Source organism: Kitasatospora sp. NBC_01250 (assembly GCF_036226465.1).
Lineage (GTDB): Bacteria > Actinomycetota > Actinomycetes > Streptomycetales > Streptomycetaceae > Kitasatospora.
In genome coordinates, this window is record NZ_CP108476.1 from 5683939 (window position 1) to 5701284 (window position 17346).

At 70.8% G+C, this 17346-nt stretch carries 14 protein-coding genes; 7 read left to right on the forward strand and 7 right to left on the reverse strand.

All coding sequences use genetic code 11. The features are described 5' to 3' along the window. Positions 1-5 precede the first annotated feature (5 nt). From OG500_RS24015 to OG500_RS24040, 6 genes are all read right to left on the reverse strand, one after another. Positions 6-599, reverse strand: coding sequence for a GNAT family N-acetyltransferase (locus OG500_RS24015; RefSeq protein ID WP_327068887.1), 594 nt, complete (start codon positions 597-599; stop codon positions 6-8). Then, positions 596-1801 carry a type III PLP-dependent enzyme gene (locus OG500_RS24020; protein ID WP_327068888.1) on the reverse strand — a complete coding sequence of 402 codons (1206 nt, stop codon included), beginning with the start codon at positions 1799-1801 and terminating at the stop codon, positions 596-598. Before OG500_RS24020 ends, OG500_RS24015 begins: the two co-directional genes overlap by 4 nt. Before the next feature lie 25 nt (positions 1802-1826). Beyond that, positions 1827-3137, reverse strand: coding sequence for a DUF6271 family protein (locus tag OG500_RS24025; protein ID WP_327068889.1), 1311 nt, complete (start codon positions 3135-3137; stop codon positions 1827-1829). Next, positions 3119-4201, reverse strand: coding sequence for a phytanoyl-CoA dioxygenase family protein (locus OG500_RS24030; RefSeq protein ID WP_327068890.1), 1083 nt, complete (start codon positions 4199-4201; stop codon positions 3119-3121). Before OG500_RS24030 ends, OG500_RS24025 begins: the two co-directional genes overlap by 19 nt. A gap of 334 nt (positions 4202-4535) precedes the next feature. After that, complete coding sequence (locus OG500_RS24035; protein WP_327068891.1) at positions 4536-5366, reverse strand: MerR family transcriptional regulator; 831 nt, start codon at positions 5364-5366, stop codon at positions 4536-4538. Between the two features lie 93 nt (positions 5367-5459). Beyond that, the gene (locus OG500_RS24040) at positions 5460-5954 is read right to left on the reverse strand and encodes a DUF6879 family protein (RefSeq protein WP_327068892.1); all 495 of its coding nucleotides are present in this window, start codon (positions 5952-5954) and stop codon (positions 5460-5462) included. Between the two features lie 461 nt (positions 5955-6415). Here OG500_RS24040 and OG500_RS24045 point away from each other — a divergent pair, with 461 nt between their 5' ends. Then, on the forward strand, positions 6416-7417 hold the full coding sequence (locus OG500_RS24045) for an LppU/SCO3897 family protein (protein WP_327068893.1): 1002 nt from the start codon (positions 6416-6418) through the stop codon (positions 7415-7417). 55 nt (positions 7418-7472) lie between these two features. Here the strand turns inward: OG500_RS24045 and OG500_RS24050 are convergent, their stop codons facing one another. Further along, entirely contained in the window at positions 7473-8276 is an 804-nt protein-coding gene (locus OG500_RS24050) for a GntR family transcriptional regulator (RefSeq protein ID WP_327068894.1), read from the reverse strand. Between the two features lie 331 nt (positions 8277-8607). Between OG500_RS24050 and OG500_RS24055 the strand changes: the two genes are divergently transcribed. The 6 genes from OG500_RS24055 to OG500_RS24080 all read left to right on the forward strand — a co-directional run bounded on the left by OG500_RS24055 (position 8608) and on the right by OG500_RS24080 (position 17004). Then, positions 8608-9879, forward strand: a complete 1272-nt coding sequence (locus OG500_RS24055; protein ID WP_327068895.1) for an extracellular solute-binding protein — start codon at positions 8608-8610, stop codon at positions 9877-9879. A 108-nt stretch (positions 9880-9987) separates the two neighbouring features. After that, positions 9988-10989, forward strand: coding sequence for a carbohydrate ABC transporter permease (locus OG500_RS24060; RefSeq protein WP_327068896.1), 1002 nt, complete (start codon positions 9988-9990; stop codon positions 10987-10989). Continuing rightward, complete coding sequence (locus tag OG500_RS24065; RefSeq protein WP_327068897.1) at positions 10986-11825, forward strand: carbohydrate ABC transporter permease; 840 nt, start codon at positions 10986-10988, stop codon at positions 11823-11825. The genes OG500_RS24060 and OG500_RS24065 overlap by 4 nt, the downstream gene beginning before the upstream one ends. 9 nt (positions 11826-11834) lie before the next feature. Continuing rightward, positions 11835-13406, forward strand: a complete 1572-nt coding sequence (locus OG500_RS24070; RefSeq protein WP_327068898.1) for a glycoside hydrolase family 3 protein — start codon at positions 11835-11837, stop codon at positions 13404-13406. A gap of 293 nt (positions 13407-13699) precedes the next feature. Next, positions 13700-15001: an extracellular solute-binding protein gene (locus tag OG500_RS24075; RefSeq protein WP_327068899.1), complete on the forward strand. Its 1302-nt coding sequence runs from the start codon at positions 13700-13702 to the stop codon at positions 14999-15001. Positions 15002-15486: 485 nt separating this feature from the next. Then, complete coding sequence (locus OG500_RS24080) at positions 15487-17004, forward strand: sensor histidine kinase (RefSeq protein WP_327068900.1); 1518 nt, start codon at positions 15487-15489, stop codon at positions 17002-17004. Positions 17005-17346: the final 342 nt, after the last annotated feature.

A 17346-nucleotide genomic window follows, 5' to 3' on the forward strand; every position in this document is an offset into this window, starting at 1 on the left:
TGAAATCAGCCTACTTCGTCTTCTGAGGGTGACCCGGGGGACAGGTCGCTGACGGGCTTCGACTCCTCGCTCCGGTGCCCGGGCACCGTGCCGGACGGGTGCTCGGGCACCGTGCTGGACATGTAGTGCGCGTCCGGGCCGTACCCCGTTGGGAGCGCGATCCCGGGGTGGGCGGCGAAGCCGTGCGCGGCCCAGAAGGTGTGCGCCCCGCCGACGGCGACCAGCGAGATCCGCTCGTAGCCCTTGGCCGCGGCCGTCGCGGTGAGGTGGGCCAGCAGCCGGGTGCCCAGCCGCCGGCCACGCGCACCCGGGGCGATGACGAGGTCGTGCAGGTGCAGGTTGCGCGACCGGTGGGCGCGGTGCTCCGCCCGGCTCAGGTCCGGGTAGCGGTCCACCGGGTAGGGCAGCGCCAACACGTAGCCCAGCAAACGCCGTTCGCGCTCCAGCACGAAGCTGGTGCCGGGCGCGACCCGGCCCCGGGACTCCAACGCGGCTCGCTCCTCCGAGAGTTCGCCGTCGGTGTAGGTGGCGGCCTCCAGTGCGACGATCGCGTCCCAGTCGCCGTCGTGGATCGGCCGGATGCGGATGTCCTGGTTCATCGGTCGGGACCTTCGCCTGGGAGGAGGGTGTAGGGCACCGGGCTGAACCCGTTGAAGCCCTGGGTCATGTAGCTGGTGGCGTAGGCGCCGCAGGAGAAGATCCAGACCGGCTCCCCGGACTCGACGGCCCTCGGCACCCGCACCAGGTCGTCCTCGTGCGGGTAGGCGTCGTCGCTGTCGCAGGTGGGGCCGGCGACCACGGCGGGCACGTGGTCCGCGTCCGTCGCCTGCGGGTGCGAGGGAAACTCCAGCTGGTACTGCAACTGGTCCATCTCGTAGAGCCCGTTGAACTTCCCGCAGCTCAGGTAGAGCCAGTACTGCCGCTCCCCGTCGAGTTGCTGCCGCGCGGAGAGCCGGTAGACGTGCGCCCGGATCGCGCCGTGGTCGGCGACCAGGTAGCGCCCGGGTTCCATCAGGAAGTGCAGCGGGGCGCCGCCGCAGGAGCCGGCCACCGCCCGCAGTCGCTGCATGCCCTCGCGGATCGCGGTGAAGATCTTCTCCAGCGGCGGGTCCAGCCGGGTGCCGCGCCGGTCGCGGTAGCCGAGCGCGGGCAGGCCGCCGCCGAGGTTGACGTGCGCGAGGCGGATCCCGTGCCGACCCAGTTCCTCGATCACGTCCGCGAGTTGCTCGAAGGTGTCGCGCCAGGCCTCGGCCGTCATCTGCTGCGAGCCGACGTGCACGGACACCCCGGCCGGCGTCAGACCCGCCGCCTGCGCCGCCGCCAGCACCAGCACCGCGTCCTCGGCCGAGCAGCCGAACTTCCGGCTCAGGCCCCAGAGCGCCCCTTCTCCACTGGTGGCCAGTCGGCAGAACACCCGGGCGCCCGGCGCGTTGGCGGCGATCGCCGCCACGTCCGGCAGGCTGTCGGTGGCGAAGTCCCGGACGCCGAGCCGGTAGGCGTCGGCGATGTTCCGGTCGGACTTGATGGTGTTGCCGTAGTGGATCCGTTCGACCGGCACGCCGGTGCCGAGCGCCTGCTCGATCTCGCTCGGGCTCGCCGCGTCGAAGCCGGCGCCCTGCCGGGCCAGTGCGGTGAGCACCTCGTCCACCGGGCAGGCCTTCATGGCGAAGCGGATCGCCACCTCGGGCAACTCCCGCTGCAGCGTTGCGTACTGGTCCTGGATTCCGGCGAGGTCGTAGACGAGTTGGTCCTCGGTGGCGGCTGCCAGGGCAGCGCGCAGCCGGGTATTGGTGTGCGTCATGGTGATGGTCCGGGTCCGACTCGGGCTACCGGGGCAGCGGATGGACGCTCGTGGCCCTGCTCGCCCGGATCAGCGGCTCCCAGGCCTCGATCAGCAGAGCGAAGTTCTCGATGTCCAGCCGCGCCTCGTCGAGCAGCTGGTCGTGGCGGGGTGCCAGAAGGTCGGCGAACTGCGCGTACCGGCCGCCGAGCCGGCGGTAGCAGCGGTCGATGACGGCCAGCCGCCGCAGGTTCTCCGCGGTGTCCAGGCCGGCGCTCTCCCGCACGATCGCGGCGACCGCACGCGGGCGCACCTGCTGGCGGTCGTCCAGCAGGCTCTCGCCGGCCGCGGCCAGCTGCTCGTAGACGGCGTTGAAGTAGAGCATCGACAGGAAGAACTTGGTGAACCGCAGCTGGTAGGCCAGGAATCCGGCGTCGGTGCGCCGCTCGCCGGTGTAGAAGTTCACGATGTGCCGGTTGTGCAGCACGCCCGGCAGCTTCGCGTCCTGCACCAGGTGCATGAGGAAGTAGTCGCTGCCGATGGTGTCCCGCGCGGGCGGCAGCGGCACCAGCTCCTGCACCTGCGCGAAGCTGATGTTGCACATGTCCAGCCGCATCGGGTCGACGATGTCCAGCGTGGCGAGGTCCTCGGTGAACGGGTCGGTGCCGGCGCCGCGGAACGACTCCGCCACCAACTCCCGCTTCTGCTCGGCCGACCAGTGCTCCGGTGCCCACAGGCTGACCACGTCGTGGTAGACCTCCGGGTCCAGCTGCTGGATCTCGCTGATGTCCACCGAGAGTTCACCGATGAAGGAACTGCCCACCAGGACCACGGGCTTGTGCTCGTGCGCCGGGTCCAGCGTGCTCTCGGTGACGCCATCGGCCGCCTCGCCGGCCCGCCTGCCCAGCGAGCGCAGCTCGTGCAGGATCGGGAAGACCGGTTCGCCGTCGCTGAGTTGGTAGTCGCTGTCGGAATCCCTGCGGTGCACCGACGCACAGCCGAGCGCGGCGGCGATCAGGAAGGCGCGGTTGGTGCAGGCCCCGTAGGAGACGCCCTCGGGCAGCATCAGGTCGAGCAGCAGCTCGGGCTCCGCGAGGCCGGAGCGCTCGATCGTCCGCTGCAGGAAGTCCCGCTGGGCCGCCTCGTCCAGGTGGTGCACCACGACGCCCGGGACCGGGTCGGCCCCGTCGACCGCCTTGGCGTGCACGGCGAAGGTCGGCTCGTCCGAGGAGTCCAGGATCAGCAGGTGCACCTCGACCTCGAAGTGCGTTGCCGCGTACCGGGCTTCCTCGCGGATCGCCGAGATCGTGGCCTCGCAGGCCCGGTTGGTGGGCAGGGTCAGGCAGATGCGTCGCATGACCGTCCCCCGCTCGACGCCTCGATGTCCGCGGGCTTGGCGTCCGTGGCGTTCCAGGACCGCAGACCCAGCAGCTTCTCGCCCAGCCCGGTCAGCTCGGCGGCGCCGTAGCGCAGCGACTCGTGCCGCTTGGCGTCGCCGACCAGCGTCCGGTTCCAGGTGGGCGTGGAGAGCGTGCGCCACGACTCGATCCGCGAGCGCCGCATCTCCTCGGCCTCCTCCAGCGCGGGCATCATGGACAGGTACTGCACCGAGCGGACGCCGTCCTCGGAGGTGTTGCGAGCCACCCCGTGCGCCAGCATGCCGTTCCAGATCAGCAGGTCGCCGGCCTTCAACTCGGGCCGGACCACCGGGAACTCCTCGCGGTCGACGGCGGGGCGGATCGGGTCCCGGTCGGCGGGCTGGTCCATCCGCCACTGCTCGAAGCGGCGGAACAGCTCGGGGTTGCACTGGAACCCGCCGAGCTCCGGGCGGGTGTCGTTCAGCGCGATGATCCCCTGCACCCGCTGTGGCAGCACGCTCAGCGTGGAGTCCACGTCCCAGTGCAGCTCGATGTCGAAGCCCTTGTCGGTGGGTGCGATCAGGGCGCGGTCGCGGGTCCTGACGTTGGGCGGGTTGAGGTTGAGCCGGTCCAGCGTCACCCACAGCTCCTCGCAGTCCCACACGTCCACGAACGCGTCGTAGACCCGCTGGGCCTGGCGGCTGTCCCAGATCAGCTGGTGCTGGTACGCCTCGACGAAGCCGTAGACGTGCAACTCCTGCTCCAGCTCGGAGCGGAAGCTCTGCTCCTCGTACCAGGTCTCCGGCCGGTCCGGGTCGAGCCCCTGGAAGTCCCAGGCGAAGTCCAGCAGTTGCTGGGCCGCCTCGGCCGGGATCGCCTCCCTGACCACCACGTAGCCGTACGTCTGCCAGAACGCGAAGTCCGCCTCGGAGAGCACCCGCAGCGGGCGCACCTTCTTGAGGTCCCGCAGCGGGGTGGGCGTGAGGTAGGCCTCGCCGTCCGCGCTGAAGTACGGGAGGGAGGAAGCGGCTCGATGCAGATATCGGTCGTCAGACGTCGGCATGCCATCACTCCAGGCTCGAATTGACTGTGGCCGAGAAGCTCGACCGCTCCGCAACGGCTCGGCTTCGGGCACGGTCGACGCGCGCAGGGCGAACGGGCCCGCCGGATGGGTTGCGAGGGGACGGAGCCGCGCTCCAGCGCGGCCTCCGACAGCGACCCTAACCGGGGGCTGGTGGCGTGGTCCAGACCAATTGGGTGATCGATGGGTTGCTCTGCGAGATATCTACCGATCCGTCATGTGTGTGCCCGAAACGACGGGTTCGGGTGAACCGGGGCAGGGGTGCGGTACGTTACGGGCCTGGCGCCGTGCGTGCCGTCGCTGCCTCCCGGCCGGCTCAGCGCAGCGCGATCGCGAACTCGCAGTACGGCCCGGCGCCCGTGCCGGCCGGGTCCGGGACCAGCACGCCCCGCAGCCCGCCGGACGGTCGGCGGTGCCGGTCGGCGGCCCAGGCGTACAGGCTCTCGACGGCGACTTCCGCCTGCGCGCTGCTGACCCACCGCCCCGGCGCGTCCTGGCGGACGAACGCCTCCTGGTGCGCGGGCTCGGTGCGCAGCGTGAGGTCGGGGAACCCGGTGGCGACCTCCTCGGCCCGCTCCGCGGGGACGGGCCAGCACCACTCGACCGGGCCGTCGCTGTCCCCGCTCACCTCTCCGTGGTAGACGATGAACGGTGCTCCGGCGACCCCCTCGGTCCGCGGCGCGCCGCCGCCCCGCAGACGGCGGATGAACAGCTCCCGGGTCACCTCCTCCAGCTCGTCCTGGTGGACCCGGCTGATCCGGCTGAGCAGGCTGCGCTCGGGGATGTCGCGGACGGTGACCTCGTACATGGCGGGCTTCTCTCCGTGAAGACGGTCGACGAGGCGGGCCACCAGGACGCGCTGGGCGGCGTGCTCGGCCTCGCTCCAGGCCCAGTGGGCGCGGATCGCCTCGGCGGCCGACGCCGGCTCCAGCGAGAGGACCTCCTTGATCCGCGCCAGCGGGACGCCGAGCCGGCGCAGCGAGGAGACCAGGCGGGCCTGGTCCAGCTGCGCGTCCGCGTACCGGCGGTAGCCGGTCGCCGCGTCCACCCGGGCCGGCACCAGCAGCCCGAGCTCGTCGTAGAGCCGCAGCGCCTTGGGGGAGAGTCGCGACAGGTGCGCGAACTCGCCGATGCTCATCAGGCCCATGGTCGGCTCGCCTCCTCGCCCCGGGCGGGGTGCCCGGTCACCGCCCACTGTGCGGCCTCCCCAAAGGGGAAGGTCAAGGGCACGCGGCGGCGGTCACGGGTGCAGGTGCTCCCAGGTGCTGCGCGCCGGGCCGAGCGATGTGCCACCGGCACGGTCCGGCGCATGCGGAAGGGCCCGGGCCCAGACCGCTTCGAACGCCGCGCTGCAGAGCCTGACGGCGCCGGGGTCCCCGGTGAAGTGGTGGCCGGCCCACGCGCCGTCGTCGGCGTACCAGTGGAAGAGCACCAGGCGGGTGTCGATCAGCCAGAAGTCCCTGCCCGGCAGCGCGATGCCCGAGGCCCTGGTCCGCGGCAGCCAGCGGACCAGCTCGCCGGCGGCGCAGGAGGCGGCCAGGGTGGCGGCGTCGGCTCCCGGCTCGTCCGTGATCCGGGCGCGGCGCAGCACCACGCCCCGCGCCGCGGTCTCGCGGATCAGCTGCACGCCGGGAGCCTCGCCGGTGGTGCGGTAGTTGTCGCGCAGCTCCAGGTGCGCCGCCGTGCGCCGTGCGCCCTGCAGCAGTGTGGTGAAGTCCGGCGCTTTCACTGGCATCGCAAGCCCCCTCGGAGTCCGGGGTACGCCCGCCCGGTTGCGCGCCACCGTCTCCCGAAGCGCCGGTACGGTCAAGGGGCGCACGAGGGTCGCAGCGTCGCCTCAGGAGGCGCTGGGCGAGCCGGACTTGAGGGTCGCGACGAACGCGGCAAAGGAGTGGGTGGGGAGAGCGAGGGCCGGGCCTGCGGGGTCCGTCGGTGGCCGGCCTGTGCCTGCCCGCGCCACGCGCGGACCGGGCCGTCGTGAGCGCCGAGGAGCCCGAGGGCACCGTCCCGGCGAGGGCGACGGCGAGTCAGATCCGGTGCTGGTGGGCCCTACCGGCCCGCCCCGAATCCCGCCCGCGGCTCGTGACGAGCGGTGACCACGCGGTATCTTCATGCGTCGTCCCGGTCGCCCGACCCCGCTGGCCACGCACGCCGGATCGGGGACCGGTGCCATCACCACCAACGGGGAATCACACCTTGAGTTCGCCCTACCCGCCGCCGCAGTCCAACCCGTACGCCACCGCCGCCCCGCCGCAGCAGCCGCAGCCCGCTCCGTACGGCGCGCCGCCGGCCTACGGCGCCCCGGCCCCCGCGTACGGTTCGCCCGCGCCCGCCTACGGCGCCCCAGCCCCGGCCCCGGCCTACGGTGCCCCGGCGCCCGCCTACGGCGCGCCCGCCCCGGCCTACGGCGCGCCCGCCCCGGCCTACGGCGCCCCCGCCTACGGCGCGCAGCCCTACGGCGCCCCCGCCCCCGCCTACGCCCCGCCCGGCGTCCTCACCTGCCGGTTCTGCGGCGGCTTCCCGGCCGTGCAGACGACCGTCCGCGGCCACCAGGGCATGATCATCATCATGCGGTTCCTCCGCCAGCCCGGCCCGTTCTGCCGGACCTGCGGCACGGCGATGGTCCGCCACATGTCGGCCCGCACGCTCGTCCAGGGCTGGTGGGGCTACCTCTCCTCGGTGATGACCCCGATCACCCTGCTGCGCAACCTGGTCGCCCACAACAAGATCAAGCGCCTGCCGCCCGCCGCGCCCGGCCCGCTCGGACCGCAGCTCGACCCGGGCAAGCCGCTGCTTCGCCGCCCGGCGGCGCTGATGCTGCTCGTGCCGGCGGCCGGGATCGCGCTGTTCCTCGCCCTGGTGGTGTTCGGCGCCGCGGTCGGCCACAGCACGAACAGCAACGACAACTCGCCGTTCAACTCCACCGCGGGCCTGCACACCCCGCTGCCGCTCGACATCGTGACCGGCGACTGCCTGCACAACACCGGCACCGACGACAGCCCGGCGCTCAAGCAGCTGCCCTGCTCCGACCCGAGCGCCGAGCTCAAGGTGCTGGGCCGGGTCAACGGCGCCACCGACGGTGAGACCGCCTGCGACAAGTACCCGAACTACGAGAAGTCGTTCACCCACCACGAGACCGGCAACAACTACGTGCTCTGCCTGGTGACGAACAAGCCCGCGGCCGGCGCCGGCACCTGAGCACGGTGATGGCGGTCCGGTTCCCACCGGACCGCCATCACCGAGGAGCCGTCCCTTACTGCCCCGGCCGCTGCAGCCGGGTGATGAACTTGTACCGGTCCCCCCGGTAGATCGACCGCACCCACTCCACCGGCGCCCCCTGTGCGTCGAAGGAGTGCCGCGACAGCTGCAGCATCGGCAACCCGAGGTCCGAGCCGAGCAGCCCGGCTTCGCGCGGGTTGGCCAGCGTGGTCTCGATCGTCTCCTCGGCCTCGGCCACCACCACGTCGTACACCTCGCGCAGCGCGGCGTAGAGCGAGTTGTGCTTGACCAGGTTGCGCCGCAGCGCGGGGAACCGCTTGGCGGACAGGTGCGCCACCTCGATGGCCATCGGGTCGCCGTTGGCCAGGCGCAGGCGCTCGATCCGCAGCACCCGGCTGCCGGGCTTGATGTCGAGCAGCGGGGCGAGGTGCTCGTCGGCGGTGATGTAGCCGACCTCGATCAGCCGCGAGGTGGGCTCCAGGCCCTGGGCGCGCATGTCCTCCGTGTAGGAGGTGAGCTGGAGCGCCTGGGCGACCTTGGGCTTGGCCACGAAGGTGCCCTTGCCCTGGATCCGCTCCAGCCGGCCCTCCACCACCAGTTCCTGGAGCGCCTGGCGCACGGTGGTGCGCGAGGTGTCGAACTGCGCGGCCAGCGCGCGCTCCGGCGGGACCGGGGTGCCGGCCGGCTGGGTCTCGGTGAGCTGGAGCAGGTGGCGCTTCAGTCCGTAGTACTTGGGCACCCGCGCCGCGGCGGGATCGCCCGCCGGCACCTGGGCGGACGGCTCCGCCTGGGGCTCCTCCGCCCGAAGCTGGGCCGTGCTGCCCCCGTCGCTGCTCATGGGCGCTTCTCCGCTCCTCGTGAGGCCCTCCTGGCCCTCACTGCCTCGTTAACGGCACACATCGTTGCACGTATGCCCAGGCGACGGGGAGCGCATCACACGATGAACGATGAGCGGTGTCGGCTTGGTAACGGCTCGTCCGGATTGCTCTTCGGCCCGTTGACACGCCCATTGGTCTAGGCCAAGCTCCAGGCATCTGGTCTACACCACTGCAGACCAACTCATGAATCCCCAGACCATCTCAAGGTTCGCGGCACCATTCCTCCCCTTCTACGGGGATATGCCGCCGGCCACCGATGGGGGGCACCCGGGCATCCCTCAGGAGGATGGCGTGAAGCGTCAGCTCATCGCGGCGGTCGGCGTCGCGGCCATGGTCGTCGGCCTCGCGGCGTGTGGCTCGTCCAGCAAGAAGGACGACAGCGCGGGCGGCAAGCCGGCCAACTACAACGGCAAGACCATCACCGCGTGGCTCATGTCCGGTTCGGCCTCGCAGGCCTGGCAGGACGGCGTCAAGGCCGACTTCGAGTCCCAGTACCCGGGGGCCAAGCTCAACATCCAGATCCAGAAGTGGGACGGCATCGGGGCGAAGGTCACCACCGGTCTGTCCGACAACTCGGTGGACGTGCTGGAGGTCGGCAACACCCAGACCGCCGGCTACGCGGCCAGCGGCGGCCTGCTGGACCTCACCTCGGCCAAGGCCGACCTCGGCGGCAACGACTGGGCCGCCAACCTGAACGCCTCCTCGGTGCTGGACGGCAAGCAGTACGCCGCCCCGTGGTACTTCACCAACCGCGTGGTCATCTACAACAAGGCGCTGTGGACCAAGGCCGGCATCACCGGCACCCCGAAGACGCTGGACGAGTTCTACGGCGACCTCGACAAGCTGAAGGCCACCCAGGGCGTCAGCCAGCCGATCTACCTGCCGGGCCAGGAGTGGTACACCTACTTCGGCCTGCTCGCCGGCCAGGGCGGCCAGATCGCCAAGCAGAACGGCTCGACCTGGGTCGGCAACCTGGAGTCGCCGGAGGCCAAGGACGCCTTCGCGACCTACCAGAAGCTGCAGAGCTACTCGACCGCGCCGAAGGACAAGGACGAGGCCACCCCGGAGCAGACCACCGTCTTCTCCAAGGGTGACGTGGGCGCCATGATCGGCCTGGGCTGGGAGGCCCCGGACCCGAAGGACATCCCGGCCGACCAGGTGGGCTACTTCCCGCTCCCCGGCAAGACCGCGGACAAGCCGTCCGGCGTCTTCCTCGGCGGCTCGAACCTGGCGATCGCCCAGGACACCAAGAACCCCGACCTGGCCAAGGGTCTGCTGAAGATCATGCTGTCGGACAAGTACGAGGGCCAGATGGCCTCCGCCGGCCTGATCCCGAACAAGACCTCGCTGGACTCGCTGGCCACCACCCCGTTCGCCCAGGCCGCCATCCCGGCCTCGGCCAACGGCTCCACCACCCCGAACACGCCGAACTGGGCCAACGTGGAGAACACCCCGAACCCGATCAAGGACTTCCTCGCCGCGGTCCTCCAGGGTGCGGACTACGACTCCACCGCGAAGAAGTACGACGACACCATGACGAAGCTTCTCGGCCAGAAGCAGTAGTCCCCGAGCGGCGTCGCCCGCCCGCCCCCACCACGGAGGGCGGGCGGGCGGCGCCGCCGCCCTGTCTGTATGGCCACTTGTCCGGCCAGGTGTGAGGAAGAGAGAACGATGGCTGTGCAATCGGAGCGGGTGCCCACTCGATCCCCGGAGCCAGGCAACGGTGCCGGGGGCAGCCCGGCCGACGTCGCCACGAGCAGGGTCAGACCGCTGGTCGGTCCGACCCTGCTGGCGCGCAGTACCCCCTACCTGCTGCTCCTGCCCGCCATCGTGGCCACCCTGGCCCTGCTCGGCTGGCCGCTGATCAAGACCTTCGAGCTGTCGTTCCAGAACCTGAACAAGCGTCAGCTGATCCTCCACCTGACCGAGTGGAACGGGTTCGAGAACTACAAGGACCAGCTGACCGACCCTGACTTCTGGCACACCACCGAGCGTTCGGTGGTGTTCACCCTGATCAACGTCGTCGCGATCATGGTCGGCGGCACCCTGGTCGGCATGCTGCTCAACCGGCTCGGCAAGAAGATGCGGATCCTGCTCCAGGCCGGTCTGATCCTCGCCTGGGCGATGCCCATCGTGGCCAGCGCCACCGTCTTCAGCTGGCTCTTCGACTCCCGCTACGGCGTGGTCAACTGGCTGCTGGACAAGCTGGGCTGGCACGCCATGGCCGAGTACAACTGGTACAGCACCCAGACCGGCACGTTCTTCGTGATCATCCTGCTGATCGTCTGGGGCTCGATCCCGTTCGTGGCGTTCAACATGTACGCCGGCCTGACCACCATCCCGACCGAGCTCTACGAGGCGGCCCGGATGGACGGCGCCGGCGCGTGGAAGATCTTCCAGTGCGTGGTCTACCCCAGCCTCAAGCCGTTCTTCCTCAGCACCACGTTCCTCGAGGTCATCTGGGTCTTCAAGGCCTTCACCCAGGTGCTCGCCATCAACGCGGGCGGCCCCGGCGGCCTGACCGCCACGCTGCCGCTCTACGCCTACATCCAGGGCACCGGCAACCAGCACTACGGAGTCGCCTCGACCATCGCCGTGCTGACCATCCTGATGCTCGGCGTGATGATGGCGTACTACTTCCGGATCATTCTGAAGCAGGAGGACGAGCTGTGAGGCGCTCGCTCATCGGACGGAGCTGGCCGAACATCATCGCGGCCGTCCTCTTCGTCTTCTTCGTGTTCCCGGTCTACTGGATGCTCATCACGGCCTTCAAGGCGAACCGGGACATCATCAGCAAGACCCCGGTCTTCCTGCCGCTGAGCGGCACGCTGGACCACTTCAAGGCCGCCACCGGCGCCGCGCAGTTCTGGGAGATGGTCGGCAACAGCTTCACCGTGACGATCATCGCGGTGCTGGCCTCGCTGGTGATCGCCACGCTGGCCTCCTTCGCCGTCGCCCGGATGAGGTTCCGCGGCCGCAAGGCCTTCGTCCTGGTGATCATGCTGGCCCAGATGGCGCCCTGGGAGGTCATGACGATCTCGGTCTACATGATCGTCCGGGACAAGGACATGCTCGACAGCCTGGTCCCGCTGACCCTCTTCTACATGATGATGGTGCTGCCCTTCACGATCTGGACGCTGCGCGGGTTCATCGCCGCGGTGCCCAAGGAGCTGGAGGAGTCGGCGATGGTGGACGGCTGCACCCGTTTCCAGGCCTTCGTGAAGGTGGTCTTCCCGCTGCTCGCCCCGGGCCTGATGTCGACCTCGCTGTTCGGCTTCATCACCGCCTGGAACGAGCTGCCGCTCGCGCTGATCCTGGAGAAGTCCACCGGCCCCGGCACCGCGCAGACCCTGCCGCTCTGGCTGACCTCGTTCCAGAGCGTCTTCGGTGACGACTGGGGCGCCACGATGGCCGCCTCCACCCTGTTCGCCATCCCGGTCCTGGTCATTTTCCTGTTCCTCCAACGCAAGGCTGTCGGCGGGATGACCGCCGGCGCAGTGAAGGGCTGATCGGCCGCCATGAGCATCCTCATCCCGAGCATCCCGGACAGCGACCAGCTGCACCGCGACGCGATGACCGTCCTGCAGCCCGGCTTCGAGGGCACCATCACCCCGCCCGAGTGGGTCCGCCGCCACCTGGCGGCCGGCCTCGGCTCGGTGGCCCTCTTCGGGCGCAACGTCACCGACCAGGCCCAGCTGGCGGCGCTCACCGCCCAGTTGCGCCAGGAGAACCCCGACCTGCTGATCGCGATCGACGAGGAGGGCGGCGACGTCACCCGCCTGGAGGTGGGCAACGGCTCCTCCTGGCCGGGCAACCTGGCCCTCGGCGAGATCGACGACCCGGCGCTGACCCGCGACGTGGCCCGCGAGCTGGGCCGGGCGCTGGCCGCCTGCGGCATCAACTACAACTGGGCTCCCTCGGCGGACGTCAACTCCAACCCGGGCAACCCGATCATCGGCGTGCGCTCCTTCGGTGCCGACCCCGAGCTGTGCGCCCGGCACACCGCCGCCTGGGTCGAGGGCCTGCAGTCGGCGGGCGTGGCCGCCTGCGCCAAGCACTTCCCCGGCCACGGTGACACGGCGATCGACTCGCACCACGGCCTGCCGATGATCGGCGTGGACGAGGACCTGCTGCGCTCGCGCGACCTGGTGCCGTTCCGGGCCGCCGTCGAGGCCGGCGCCAAGGCCCTGATGAGCGCGCACATCATGCTCCCGGCGGTCGACCCCGTGTGGCCGGCCACGCTCAGCCGGGCCGTGCTGGGCGGGCTGCTGCGCGGCCGTCCGGAGGACGGCGGGCTCGGCTACGAGGGCCTGATCGTCACCGACGCCATCGAGATGGGCGCGATCGCCAACACCTACGGCATCGCGGACGGCACGGTGCTGGCGCTGGCCGCCGGCGCCGACGCGATCTGCGTGGGCGGCGGGCTCTGCGACGAGGAGACCGTGCTGCGGCTGCGGGACGCGATCGTGGAGGCGGTCCGTTCGGGCCGGCTCCCCGAGGAGCGGCTGGCCGACGCCGCCGCGCGGGTGCGCTCGCTGGGCAGTTGGACGCGACTCGCCCGGTACGGAAAGGCAGGGCAGGCCGCGCCCACCGAGCCGGACCTCTCGATCGGCCTGCGGGCCGCCCGCCGGGCGCTGCTGGTGACCGCCGACCCGGCGCAGCCGTTCACGCCGGTGACGGACCGTCCGTACGTGGCCTCGTTCTCGCCCGAGGCCAACATCGCGGTGGGCGACGAGACCCCGTGGGGCGTGGCCGGCATGCTGGCCGAGCGCTTCCCGGGCACCCGCGCGCTGAGCGCGGGCCCCGCCGACGCCGCGGACGGGCAGCTGGACGCGCTGGTCGACCGGGTGCTGGGCGAGTCCGACGGGCGCCGCCTGGTGCTGGTCGTCCGCGACCTGCACCGGCACGCGTGGATGGCGGCGACCGTGCACCGGCTGCTGGCCGCCCGCCCGGACGCCCTGGTGGTGGAGATGGGGGTGCCGCAGGCTGCGCCGGTCGGCGCGCTGCACATCGCCACCCACGGCGCCGCCCGGGTCTGCGGCCTGGCCGCCGTCGAGGTGCTCACCGGTCAGCCGACGGTGCGCTCCTGAGGCTCGCCGTGCCTCGCTGATACTTTCTGCGAGGCTCGCCGTGCCTCGCTGGTACTTTCTGACCGCCGCTCAACAAATGGGCCCCGTGGTGGAATTACTCCACCGCGGGGCCCAATTGTCGTTTTTGCCTTCTGAGTGCACGTCAATTGTCATGCCTTAAGCAAGGATTAAGACACAGATTCACAACGGCACGCCGGGAGTTCCCTGGAGGGCATTGACAGCCGGATTGACCTGGGCCAGGCTCCAGAAATCTGGTCTGAACCAATGGCGGCAGACCATTCCAGGAGGACAGCGTGAAGCGTCAGTTCATCACCGCGTCCGTCGCAACCGTGCTCCTCGCGAGCGCGGCCGGCTGCGGCACCAGCACAAGTCCCAAGGCCAGCGCGTCTGTTGACCCCAGGGCCGTCACCGGCACGCTGACCGTCTGGCTGATGAACGACGCGGAGAACAGCTGGCCCGACCTGGTGCAGCAGGTCAACGACGAGTTCGGTGCCCAGTACCCGGGTGTCACCCTCAAGTTGAGCTACCAGACCTGGGCGGACAAGGTGAACAACCTGGATGCCGCGCTCGCTTCGGGCAAGGCTCCGGACGTGGTCGAACTGGGCAACACCGAGACCATGAAGTACATCCTGAACGGCTCGCTGGCCCAGGTGAACAAGAGCGACTACGAGAACTCGGACAGCTGGATCCGCGGCCTGGAGAACACCTGCACCTACAACGACAAGCTTTTCTGCGTGCCCTACTACGCGGGCGCCCGGGTCGGCGTCTACAACTCCGCGATGTTCCAGCAGGCCACCGGCAGCGCGGACTTCCCCACGACCGAGGACGACCTGACGGCGGCCCTCGACAAGCTCCAGGCGGCCCACAAGGGCGACAAGTCCTTCTCGCCGCTCTACCTGCCGGGCCCCTACTGGTACGCCGCGATGTCCTACGTCGCCGCGTACGGCGGCACGATCGCCCGCTTCGACTCCACCGGCAGCTGGCACGGCACCCTGGAGGACCCGAAGTCCCAGCAGGGCATCTCGCACTTCATCGACCTGGTGAAGCGGTACAACCACGGTGATCTGACGGTCAACGAGCTGCACCAGTCCGACGTGCTGGGCAAGCAGCAGGCCGCGGCGATCTACGGCAACGCCTGGGAGGCGACCAGCGCCGTCACGCCGCCGGGCGGCGACCCCGCACTCAAGGACTCGCTCAAGGTGGCCGCCTTCCCCGGCCCGAACGGCAAGCCGCTGCCCAGCTTCATCGGCGGCTCCGACCTGGCGATCACCGCCAAGACCCAGGTGAGCGGGCCGGCCACGGCCTGGGTGAAGCTCTTCACCAGCGCCAAGTCCGAGGCCCTGCTGGCGAGCAAGAACATCCTGCCGAACAACCTGACCCAGCTCGACCCGCTGCGCTACAAGCCGGCGACCGCGGCGGCGGCCAACTCGGTGCCCGACGCCTGGTTCACCCCGGTGGCCCCGGGTTGGGGCGCGGTGGAGAAGAAGAACGTGCTGGGCGACATGCTCGGCGCCATCCTGGCCGGCCAGTCGGTGGACCAGGCGACCAAGGCGGCCGACGCGCAGATCAACCAGTTGATCAACAACCCGTCCTAGTGCGGCACTAGGTGGACAACGTCTCGCCGGTGATCGCGGGCGGTCTTCGGCCGGCGGGACCAGGTGGACGGCGGCCTCGGCGGGCTTCGCGCTGCCGGCCGGGGTGCCCGAGGAGCTGCAGAGCACGGGGAGTCGCAGTGCGCAGGAGTCCGGACAGCACTACGGGCCACGGCGCCGACACAGGACCCTCAACCTGTGCGGCACCGCAGCCCGGAGCTGTCGTCGGCCGCCTTGGCGCGCTGTCGGGACTGTGCGGGGTCCCGGCGGCGCGGCGGCCGACCGAGGAGGGGCCGCGCGCGGTCAGGGCAGTGTGCGCGGGGGGCCTCTCCTTGGTGCTCCTCCATTGTGGACTAGACCAATCTGGGTTGTCCAGGAGATGCCCAGAATTGGTCTGGACAACTGCCGGGCCCATCGCCGATGACCGACGACCGCCGCCGGCCCGCCTCGACCGGCCGCCCGGGCCGCCCGCGGGCTACCCTCGCGGTGTGCCCTCGTTGAACGAACTCGTCCGCCGCCACACCACCCTCACCGGTGCCGATGTGGAGTGGCTCCACCTGCTGGTCTCGGAGTGGCAGCTGCTCTCCGACCTCTCCTTCGCCGACCTGGTGCTCTGGATCCCCACCTGGGACGGCATCCGGTACGTCTCGGTGGCCCAGATGCGGCCCAACACCGGACCGACCTCCTACCAGGACGACATGGTCGGCCACCTGGTCCCGCGCGGGCGCCGCCCGCTGCTGGACGCCGCCTTCGACGAGGGTCGGATCGTGCGCGAGGGCGACCCGGAGTGGCGCGAGGAGGTGCCGGTCCGGGTCGAGTCGATCCCGGTGCGCCGCGAGGGCCGGGTGCTCGGGGTGATCGCCCGCAACACCAACCTGCTGACCGTGCGCACCCCGAGCCGGCTGGAGCTCACCTACCTGCAGAGCGCCTCCGACCTGGCCCAGATGATCGCTGCCGGAACGTTTCCCTACGCCGGCGAGCAGGTCGACATGGACGCGGCCCCCCGGGTCGGCGACGGCCTGATCCGGCTGGACGCCGACGGCATCGTCACCTACGCCAGCCCCAACGCGCTCTCCGCCTACCACCGCCTGGGCCTGACCACCGACCTGGTGGGCGGTCACCTGGGGCGCACGACCGCCGAGTTGGCGCCCCCGTCGCGCGGGCCGGTGCACGAGGCGCTGGTGAAGCTCGCCAGCGGGTGGGCCCCGCGCCAGTCCGAGGTGGAGGCGCAGGGGGGCGTGGTCACCCTGCGTGCGATCCCGCTCAAGCCCAAGGGCGTGCACACCGGCTCGCTGGTGCTGGCCCGCGACGTCACCGAGCTGCGCCGCCGCGAGCGGGAGCTGATGACCAAGGACGCCACCATCCGGGAGATCCACCACCGGGTGAAGAACAACCTGCAGACGGTGGCCGCGCTGCTGCGCCTGCAGTCCCGCCGGATGGACTCGGACGCCGGGCGGGCCGCGCTGGACGAGGCGGTGCGCCGGGTCGGCTCGATCGCCATCGTGCACGAGACGCTCTCCCAGACGCTGGACGAGCAGGTGGCCTTCGACGAGATCGCGGACCGGGTGCTGGCGATGGTGATGGAGCTGTCCCAGGACGGCCAGGTGAACACCAGGCGCAGCGGCAGCTTCGGCATCCTGTCGGCCGAGGTGGCCACCCCGCTGGCGATGGTCCTCACCGAGCTGCTGCAGAACGCACTGGAACACGCGTTCGGTGACAGGGCCACCGGCAGTGTCTTCGTCACCGCGCTGCGCGGCCGGGCGCCGGTCAACGGCAAGGGTTGGTCCGACAGTTGGACGGGCGGTTCGAAGCCGGAGGAGTACCTGCTGATCACCGTGCAGGACGACGGCCGCGGCATGCCGGAGGGCTTCGACCCGCAGCAGGGCGGCAACCTCGGGCTGCAGATCGTGCGGACGCTGGCCACCGGTGAGCTGGGCGGCACCTTCGACATGGTCGCGGCGCCGGACGGCGGCACCAAGGTGGTGTTGGAGATCCCGGTGCGATAAGCGGTTCAGCGGCGCGCCGTACTGCGTCAACTCCGGTGCGCAGTACGGCAGATCGATGCGCGCCGGGGGCCATGAGGGGCCCGCAGGGGGAGCGGGGGCCGCTGGGAGCAGAAGAAACGAGGCCCTGTCGACCGGGGGGGAGGGTCGACAGGGCCTCTCAACCCGTTCCGGCCGTCGGGGGGAGTCGGTCGGAACGGGGGCTCTGGTGATGCGTGACACCGTCGGCACGGGCGGCGGTCACTGCCGGGCTGCTCATCGCGTCATATTGCGTACGGTGAGCGTCCCAGGTCCACGATATTGCTCTGAGTGAACAGTATCAAGTGTCCGGACCGAGCCGGGCCG

Excerpts from the sequence above, each read along its gene's own strand:
- OG500_RS24015 (WP_327068887.1), bottom strand. The coding sequence starts at position 599 with ATGAACCAGGACATCCGCATCCGGCCGATCCACGACGGCGACTGGGAC.
- OG500_RS24020 (WP_327068888.1), bottom strand. The coding sequence starts at position 1,801 with ATGACGCACACCAATACCCGGCTGCGCGCTGCCCTGGCAGCCGCCACC.
- OG500_RS24050 (WP_327068894.1), bottom strand. The coding sequence starts at position 8,276 with ATGAGCAGCGACGGGGGCAGCACGGCCCAGCTTCGGGCGGAGGAGCCC.
- OG500_RS24040 (WP_327068892.1), bottom strand. The coding sequence starts at position 5,954 with ATGCCAGTGAAAGCGCCGGACTTCACCACACTGCTGCAGGGCGCACGG.
- OG500_RS24025 (WP_327068889.1), bottom strand. The coding sequence starts at position 3,137 with ATGCGACGCATCTGCCTGACCCTGCCCACCAACCGGGCCTGCGAGGCC.
- OG500_RS24070 (WP_327068898.1), top strand. The coding sequence starts at position 11,835 with ATGAGCATCCTCATCCCGAGCATCCCGGACAGCGACCAGCTGCACCGC.
- OG500_RS24060 (WP_327068896.1), top strand. The coding sequence starts at position 9,988 with ATGGCTGTGCAATCGGAGCGGGTGCCCACTCGATCCCCGGAGCCAGGC.
- OG500_RS24030 (WP_327068890.1), bottom strand. The coding sequence starts at position 4,201 with ATGCCGACGTCTGACGACCGATATCTGCATCGAGCCGCTTCCTCCCTC.
- OG500_RS24035 (WP_327068891.1), bottom strand. The coding sequence starts at position 5,366 with ATGGGCCTGATGAGCATCGGCGAGTTCGCGCACCTGTCGCGACTCTCC.